We start from the raw sequence: 8321 nt of genomic DNA on the forward strand, positions 1-8321 counted from the left end.
CGCCGATTCCCGCCATGTCCATGATCAGCTACGCCGCCGGCACGCGGTATCTCTCGCTGATCGGCGGCGTGTGCATGAGCTTCTACGACTGGTACTGCGACCTGCCGCCCTCGTCCCCGCAGGTCTGGGGCGAGCAGACGGACGTGCCCGAGAGCGCCGACTGGTACAACTCCGGCTACATCATCGCCTGGGGCTCGAACGTGCCGCAGACGCGCACGCCGGACGCCCACTTCTTCACCGAGGTGCGCTACAAGGGCACCAAGACGGTGGCGGTGACGCCCGACTTCTCCGAGGTCGCCAAGCTCTCCGACATCTGGCTGCACCCCAAGCAGGGCACGGATGCGGCCGTCGCCATGGCCATGGGCCACGTGATCCTCAAGGAGTTCTATTTCCCCGACCATGGGGAGCGGAGCAGCTACTTCGATGACTACGTGCGCCGCTACACCGACATGCCGATGCTGGTCACCTTGAAGGAGAAGGTGCTCGAGACCGGCGAGACGGTGCTGGTGCCGGACCGCTACGTGCGCGCCAGCGACTTCGAGGAGAGCCTGGGCCAGACCAACAACCCCGAGTGGAAGACCGTGGCGCTGGACGATTCCGGCCGCGTGGTCGTGCCTCAAGGAGCCATCGGCTTCCGCTGGGGCCCGGACGGGCGCGCCGACAAGGGCCAGTGGAACCTGGAGCCCAAGGACGCCCAGGACGGGCGCGAGGTGCGCCTGCGCCTGTCGCTGCTGGAGGACGAGGGCGGCGCGCCCGAGACCGCGCGCGTGGGTTTCCCGTATTTCGGCGGCATTGCCTCGGAGCATTTCCCGAACAACCCGCAATCCGACGTGCTGGTGCGCACCGTGCCGGTGCAGCGCATGCAGCTGGCCGGGGGCGAGACGCTGGTCGCCACGGTGTTCGACCTGCAGGTGGCGAACTACGGCGTGGCGCGCGGGCTCCCGGGCGAATTCGCCGCCAAGGGCTTCGACGACGACCACCCCTACACGCCCGCCTGGCAGGAGAAGATCACCGGCACGCCGCGCGACCAGATCACCACCGTGGCGCGCGAGTTCGCGCAGAACGCGCACGACACCGAGGGCCGCTCCATGGTCATCATCGGCGCGGCGATGAACCACTGGTACCACTGCGACATGAACTACCGCGGCGTCATCAACATGCTGATGATGTGCGGCTGTATCGGCAAGAGCGGTGGCGGCTGGGCGCACTACGTGGGCCAGGAGAAGCTGCGCCCGCAGACCGGCTGGACGCTCCTGGCCTTCGCCCTGGACTGGATCCGCCCGCCGCGCTGGCAGAACTCGACGAGCTTCTTCTACGCCCACACCGACCAGTGGCGCTACGAGAAGATCGGTGTGGAAGAAGTGCTTTCGCCGCTGGCCGACCGCACCGAATACGGCGGCAGCATGATCGATTACAACGTGCGCGCCGAGCGCATGGGCTGGCTGCCGTCGGCGCCGCAGCTCAAGACCAATCCGCTGCAGGTGGTGCGCGACGCCGAGGCCGCTGGCCAGGATCCGAAGGACTACGCGGTGGCGGGTCTGAAGAGCGGCAGCCTGAAGATGAGCTGCATCGACCCCGATCACCCGGACAACTGGCCGCGCAACATGTTCGTGTGGCGCTCCAACATCCTGGGGTCCTCGGGCAAGGGCCACGAGTACTTCCTCAAGCACCTGCTGGGCACCGGCAACGGCGTGCAGGGCAAGGACCTGGGCCCCGAGGAGGCCAAGCCCCAGGAGGTGGTCTGGCACGACCAGGCGCCCGAGGGCAAGCTGGACCTGCTGGTCACGCTGGACTTCCGCATGAGCACCACCTGCCTGTACTCGGACATCGTGCTGCCGACGGCCACCTGGTACGAGAAGAACGACCTCAACACCAGCGACATGCACCCCTTCATCCACCCGCTGTCGACGGCGGTGGACCCGGCCTGGCAGGCGCGCAGCGACTGGGACATCTACAAGGGCATCGCCCAGAAGTTCAGCGAGCTGTGCCCGGGCCACCTGGGTGTCGAGCGCGAGCTGGTGCTGTCGCCGCTGATGCACGACTCGCCCGCCGAGCTGGCGCAGCCCTTCGGCGTGTCCGACTGGGCGCGCGGCGAGTGCGAGCTGATTCCCGGCAAGACCGGCCCGCAAATGACGGTGGTCGAGCGCGACTATCCGAACGTCTACAAGCGCTTCACGGCCCTGGGGCCGTTGATGGACAAGCTGGGCAACGGCGGCAAGGGCATCAGCTGGGATACCAAGCTCGAAGTCACGCAGCTGGGGCAGCTCAACGGCGTGGTGCGCGAGCCCGGCGTGACGCAAGGCATGCCGAAGATCGAGAGCGACATCGACGCCTGCGAGGTGGTGCTGCACATGGCGCCCGAGACCAACGGCCACGTCGCCGTGAAGGCCTGGGAATCGCTGGGCAAGCAGACCGGGCGCGACCACACGCATCTGGCGCTGCACCGCGAGGACGAGAAGATTCGCTTTCGCGACATCCAGGCGCAGCCACGCAAGATCATCAGCTCGCCCACCTGGAGCGGACTCGAGAGCGAGACCGTGAGCTACAACGCCGGCTACACCAACGTCCATGAGCTGATCCCATGGCGCACGCTCACCGGGCGCCAGCAGTTCTACATGGACCACCCGTGGATGATCGCCTTCGGTGAGGGCTTCTCCAGCTACCGCCCGCCGGTCGACCTGAAGGCCACGGCCGAGGTCATGGGCAGGAAGCCCAACGGCAACCCCGAGATCCAGCTGAACTTCATCACGCCGCACCAGAAGTGGGGCATCCACTCGACCTACACCGACAACCTGCTGATGCTCACCCTGAGCCGCGGCGGGCCCATCGTCTGGGTCAGCGAGGAGGATGCCAAGCGCGCCGGCATCGAGGACAACGACTGGATCGAGCTGTTCAACGTCAACGGCGCGCTCACCGCGCGCGCCGTGGTCAGCCAGCGCGTCAAGCCCGGCATGGTGATGATGTACCACGCGCAGGAAAAGATCGTGAACACCCCCGGCTCGGAGATGACGCACGTGCGCGGCGGCATCCACAACTCGGTCACGCGCGTGGTCTTGAAGCCCACGCACATGATCGGCGGCTACGCGCAGTTCAGCTACGGCTTCAACTACTACGGAACCATTGGCACCAACCGCGACGAGTTCATCGTCCTGCGCAAGATGAAGAAGATCGACTGGCTCGATACCCCCGTGGCCGATCAACTGATCAAGCCCACGCTGGACCAAGGAGAAACGGCATGAGAATCCGCGCGCAAATCGGCATGGTGCTGAACCTGGACAAGTGCATCGGCTGCCACACCTGTTCCGTCACCTGCAAGAACGTCTGGACCAGCCGCCCGGGCATGGAGTACGCCTGGTTCAACAACGTCGAGACCAAGCCCGGCATCGGCTACCCCAAGGACTGGGAGAACCAGGACCGCTGGAACGGCGGCTGGGTGCGCCGCGCCGACGGCTCCATCGTTCCGCGCCAGGGCGCGAGGTGGAAGCTGCTCATGCGCATCTTCGCCAACCCCAACCTGCCGGAGATCGACGACTACTACGAGCCCTTCACCTTCGACTACGCCCACCTGCAATCGGCGCCCGAGATGAGCACCTCGCCCACCGCCAAGCCGAGGAGCCTGATCACCGGCAAGCAGATGGACAAGATCGTCTGGGGCCCGAACTGGGAGGAGATCCTCGGCGGCGAGTTCGAGAAGCGCAGCAAGGACAAGAACTTCGACGACATCCAGAAGGAGATGTACGGCCAGTTCGAGAACACCTTCATGATGTACCTGCCGCGCCTGTGCGAGCACTGCCTGAACCCGACCTGCGTCGCATCGTGCCCCTCGGGCTCGATCTACAAGCGCGAGGAAGACGGCATCGTCCTCATCGACCAGGACAAGTGCCGCGGCTGGCGCATGTGCGTCTCGGGCTGCCCCTACAAGAAGATCTACTACAACTGGAAGAGCGGCAAGGCCGAGAAGTGCATCTTCTGCTATCCGCGCATCGAGGCGGGGCAGCCGACGGTGTGCTCGGAGACCTGCGTGGGCCGCATCCGCTATCTGGGCGTGCTGCTGTACGACGCCGACCGCATCCAGGAAGCCGCCAGCGTGGAGCGCGACCGCGACCTGTACCAGGCGCAGCTGGACATCTTCCTCGACCCGCACGACCCGGCCGTGATCGCCCAGGCGAAAAAGGACGGCATCCCCGACAAGTGGATGGAGGCCGCGAGGAAGAGCCCGGTCTACAAGATGGCGGTGGACTGGAAGGTGGCCCTTCCGCTGCACCCCGAGTATCGGACGCTGCCCATGGTCTGGTACGTGCCGCCGCTGTCGCCCATCAGCGCCGCCGCCAACGCCGGCCACCTGGGCGTGAACGGCCAGATCCCGGACGTGAACCAGCTGCGCATCCCGGTGAAATACCTGGCGAACATGCTCACCGCCGGCGACACCGCGCCGGTGGTGCGCGCCCTGGAGCGGATGCTCGCCATGCGCGCCTACCAGCGCGCCAAGCACATCGAGCGGCGCGTCGACACCCGCGTGCTGGAGCAGGTCGGCATGGACCAGGCCGAGGCCGAGGACATGTACCAGATCATGGCGATCGCCAACTACGAGGACCGCTTCGTCATCCCGACCACGCACCGCGAGTACGCGGAGAACGCCTTCAACGTGCGCGGTGGCTGCGGCTTCACCTTCGGCAATGGCTGCTCGGACGGCGTCTCCAACGTCAGCCTGTTCGGCCAGGAGAAGAAGCGCACCATTCCCATCAAGGCGGAGATCTGAGCATGCAAGCCACCCAAGCCCCTGCCGCAGACGCGTCTGCGCGCGTGGCCGGGCGCCATCCCGGTGCCGTGACGCTGCGCGTGCTGGCGGCCCTGCTGAGCTACCCGGACGCCGCGCTGCGCGCGCACCTGCCGGAACTGGCGCCCCTGCTGGCGGCCGACGGGGTGCTCAGCGCCAGCCGCCGCGCCGGCGTGGCGGCGCTCGTCCAACACCTGGCCGGCAGCGACCCGCTGGCTGCCGAGACGGAATACGTCGAGCTGTTCGACCGCGGGCGCGCCACCTCGCTGTACCTGTTCGAGCACGTGCACGGCGACTCGCGCGACCGCGGCCCGGCCATGCTCGACCTGGGCGAGACCTACGCCAAGGCCGGCCTGCTGCTGATCGAGGACGAGCTGCCCGACTACCTGCCGGCGGTGCTGGAGTTCGTCTCCACCCAGCCGCCGCGCGAGGCCAAGGGCTTCCTCTCCGAAATCGCCCACCTGCTGGACGCCGTGCACGCGGCGCTCCAGCGGCGCGACAGCCCCTACGTGGCGGTCCTGGCGGCGCTGCTGGAGCTCGCCGGCCACAAGCCGCAGGCGCAGCACGCCGAGGCCCCGGCCGAGCCTTCCCTGGACGAGAGCTGGGAGGAGCCGGCCGCCTTCGACGGATGCTCCAGCCAGGGGCAGGCGCGCCCCGGTCAGCCCCAGCCGATCCACATCGTGCGCAAGAACCCCACCCCGCCCCAAGGAGCCTAACGCCATGGACTCGATGTACCGCTTCCTCTTCCAGGTCTATCCCTACGTCTGCTTCGTCGTGTTCGTGGTGGGCAGCCTGATCCGCTTCGACCAGAACCAGTATTCCTGGAAGAGCGACTCCTCGCAGATGCTGCGCACGGGCCTCCTGCGCTGGGGCAGCAACCTGTTTCACTTCGGCATCCTGTTCCTGTTCTTCGGCCACATGGTGGGCCTGTTCACGCCGCACAGCGTCTACGGCATCTTCATGAGCGCGCAGACCAAGCAGATGCTGGCCGTCACGGCCGGCGGCGTGGCCGGGGCGATCTGCTTCGTCGGCCTGACCATGCTGCTGGTGCGCCGCCTGACCGACCCGCGCATCCGCTACACCAGCCATCCCACCGACATCGCAGTGTTGGTGGTGCTGTGGATCCAGCTGTCGCTGGGCCTCTTGACCCTGCCGCAATCGCTGCAGCACACCGACGGCAGCGCCATGCTGATCCTGGCCGACTGGGCGCAGCGCATCGTCACGCTGCGCCCGGTGGATGCCTCGGCCGTGGCCGCGCTGCACTGGACCTTCCAGGTGCACATCGTGCTGGGCGTGACCATCTTCCTGCTGTTCCCTTTCAGCCGGCTGGTGCACGTGTGGAGCGGCTTTGCCTCCGTTGCATACTTGTTCCGCCCCTACCAGATGGTGCGCGCCCGTCGCCTGAACGTGCCTGCCGGCCAGAACCTGCCCGGCCAGGCGAGCGCGGTGCCCACCCCGGTGGTGGCCGACGCCATCGACAACCCGCGCGCCACGCGCTGAGCGCCCGGCGCGCCTGCCCCAAGGAAAGCATCCCATGACAGCCACCACCGCCGCCGCGCCGGCCGCGAGCATCAACGGCGTGGCCCTGACCGCCGCAGGCGAGCAGGTCACGCCCGAAGAGCTGCGCCAGCGCGCCTGCACCGAGCTGCTGCGCCAGGCGGCGCAGCGCGCCGGCCTGCTCGCGCAGGACGACCCCGCACCCCAGGCGGGTGCCATCAGCGAGGCCGCCAGCGACGCCATCGAGCGCTGGCTGGACCAGCACATCGAGCTGCCCGAGCCCACCGAGGAGGCGTGCCGCCGCCACTACGCCGCCCACGGCGCGCGCTACCGGCGCGGCGAGCGCGTGCGCATGCGCCACATCCTGTTCGGCGTGACGCCCGGCGTGGACGTGGGGGCGCTGCGCTCGCGCGCCGAGAGCTGCCTGCTGGACGTGCGCTGCCACGACGGCTCGGCCTCGGAGGCCTTCGGCCGGGCGGCGCGCGAGTTGTCGAACTGCCCGAGCGGCGCCGAGGGCGGGGAGCTGGGCTGGGTGACGGCCGAGGAGTGCGCCCCGGAGCTGGCGCAGGAGATCTTCGGCCGCGCCGAGGTGGGTGTGTTGCCGCGCCTGGTGCACAGCCGCTTCGGCCTGCACGTGGTGGAGGTGCTGGAGCGCGACCCCGGCCAGGAGCAGCCCTTCGAGGCGGTGCGCGGCGCGGTACGCACCGCGCTGCGCCAGCAGTCCTGGGTGACGGCGATGCGCCAGTGCCTGCAGCTGCTGGCCGCCGAGGCCGAGGTGCGCGGCGTGGAGCTCGACGAGGCCACCTCGCCGCTGGTCCAGTAACCGGCTCCACCGCCCGGGGTCCGTCCGCCATGCCCGAGTCCTACCCGATCGCCGAGGACGAGCTGCTGCAGTGCCTGCAGCGCTTTCACTCGGAATACTTCCCGCTGCACCAGCAGCGTTTCCAGGACCTGGTGGCCCAGGGGCAGCGGCCCAAGACCCTGTTCATCGGCTGCTCGGACTCGCGGCTGGTGCCCTACCTGCTGACCGGCACCGGCCCGGGCGAGCTGTTCATGGTGCGCAACGTGGGCGCCTTCGTGCCGCCCTACGATGGTTCGCACGGACACCACGGCACGGCGGCCGCGATCGAGTTCGCCGTGCTCAGCCTGGAGGTCAGCCGGATCATCGTCTGCGGCCACAGCCACTGCGGCGCCATCAAGGCGCTGTATGGCGAGGTGCCCACCGAGGCGCAGAACCTCCACCGCTGGCTGGACCTGGGGCGCGGCGCGGCGCTGCCGGTGCAGCCCTGCCCCGAGGCGCTGCGGCGCACGGAGCAGCGCGCCGTGGTGCTGCAGCTCGAACGCCTGATGGATTACCCGATGGTGCGCCAGCGCGTCACGGACGGGCGCATCAGCCTGCACGGCTGGCATTACGTGATCGAGGAGGGTGAAGTCCACGTGTTCGACGTGCAGGAGCGCGGCTTCGTCGCCGCCTCGCGTGCCCAGTGCAGCGGCACCGGCCCCTATCCCCCCTATGTCGAGCACGACGGCCAAGTGCTGCTCGACTGACAGAAGGTACACGGCGGCTGTTGTCTTGAAAGAATTGCATAGGATCGCCCCATGACCGCTGAGATCAACCATTTCGATGACCTGCTGGAGGCGGCGCGCGCCCAGGCCGAGCGCCAGCGCCTGCTGCTGGTGTTCGTCGGCTCCGAGCTGCCCGAAGGCGCCAGCGCCGCCCAGCGCGCCGCCTTCGAGCGCGGCGAGGGCGGGGCGCTGGTGCCGCTGCTGTGCGTGGACAAGTTGCCCGAGGAACTCGTCTCCTTCGATGCGCTGGTGCGCGAGGCAAAGGAATACGCCCTGCCCGACCAGCGCTGGCAGCTGGTGTTTGCTGGGGCGCTGGCGGGCGCTGGCGGGCGCGGGCCGAGCGACGCCGACACCGATGGCGCCCTGTCGCGCATGGTGGAGGCCATCAAGTCGGGCGCGCTGGGCAGCTACCTGCCCTTCGACCGCGCCGGCCGCCCGGTGCAGCTGGGCCGCGCATGAGCACCGGCAGCCGCGTCGGCCT

7 protein-coding genes are annotated in these 8321 nt (G+C 68.6%); all 7 read left to right on the forward strand.

The features are described from left to right. Positions 1-3239, forward strand: a 3239-nt coding sequence (locus A612_RS12410; RefSeq protein WP_040436815.1) for a nitrate reductase subunit alpha, incomplete at its 5' end; no start/stop codon positions are given. Continuing rightward, positions 3236-4759, forward strand: coding sequence for a nitrate reductase subunit beta (narH, locus tag A612_RS12415; protein ID WP_019374790.1), 1524 nt, complete (start codon positions 3236-3238; stop codon positions 4757-4759). The genes A612_RS12410 and narH, both read left to right, overlap by 4 nt. 2 nt (positions 4760-4761) lie before the next feature. After that, entirely contained in the window at positions 4762-5493 is a 732-nt protein-coding gene (narJ, locus tag A612_RS12420; RefSeq protein WP_019374791.1) for a nitrate reductase molybdenum cofactor assembly chaperone, read from the forward strand. 4 nt (positions 5494-5497) lie between these two features. Continuing rightward, positions 5498-6277, forward strand: coding sequence for a respiratory nitrate reductase subunit gamma (gene narI / locus A612_RS12425; RefSeq protein ID WP_019374792.1), 780 nt, complete (start codon positions 5498-5500; stop codon positions 6275-6277). Positions 6278-6311: 34 nt separating this feature from the next. Next, a complete protein-coding gene (locus tag A612_RS12430; protein WP_019374793.1) occupies positions 6312-7097 on the forward strand; it encodes a peptidylprolyl isomerase in 786 nt (261 codons plus the stop codon). A 29-nt stretch (positions 7098-7126) separates the two neighbouring features. Next, positions 7127-7822 carry a carbonic anhydrase gene (locus A612_RS12435; RefSeq protein ID WP_019374794.1) on the forward strand — a complete coding sequence of 232 codons (696 nt, stop codon included), beginning with the start codon at positions 7127-7129 and terminating at the stop codon, positions 7820-7822. 51 nt (positions 7823-7873) lie between these two features. Further along, positions 7874-8299, forward strand: a complete 426-nt coding sequence (locus tag A612_RS12440) for a hypothetical protein (RefSeq protein WP_019374795.1) — start codon at positions 7874-7876, stop codon at positions 8297-8299. Positions 8300-8321 lie beyond the last annotated feature (22 nt).

The sequence above is a fragment of the Melaminivora alkalimesophila genome (assembly GCF_000282995.1).
GTDB lineage: Bacteria > Pseudomonadota > Gammaproteobacteria > Burkholderiales > Burkholderiaceae_C > Melaminivora > Melaminivora alkalimesophila.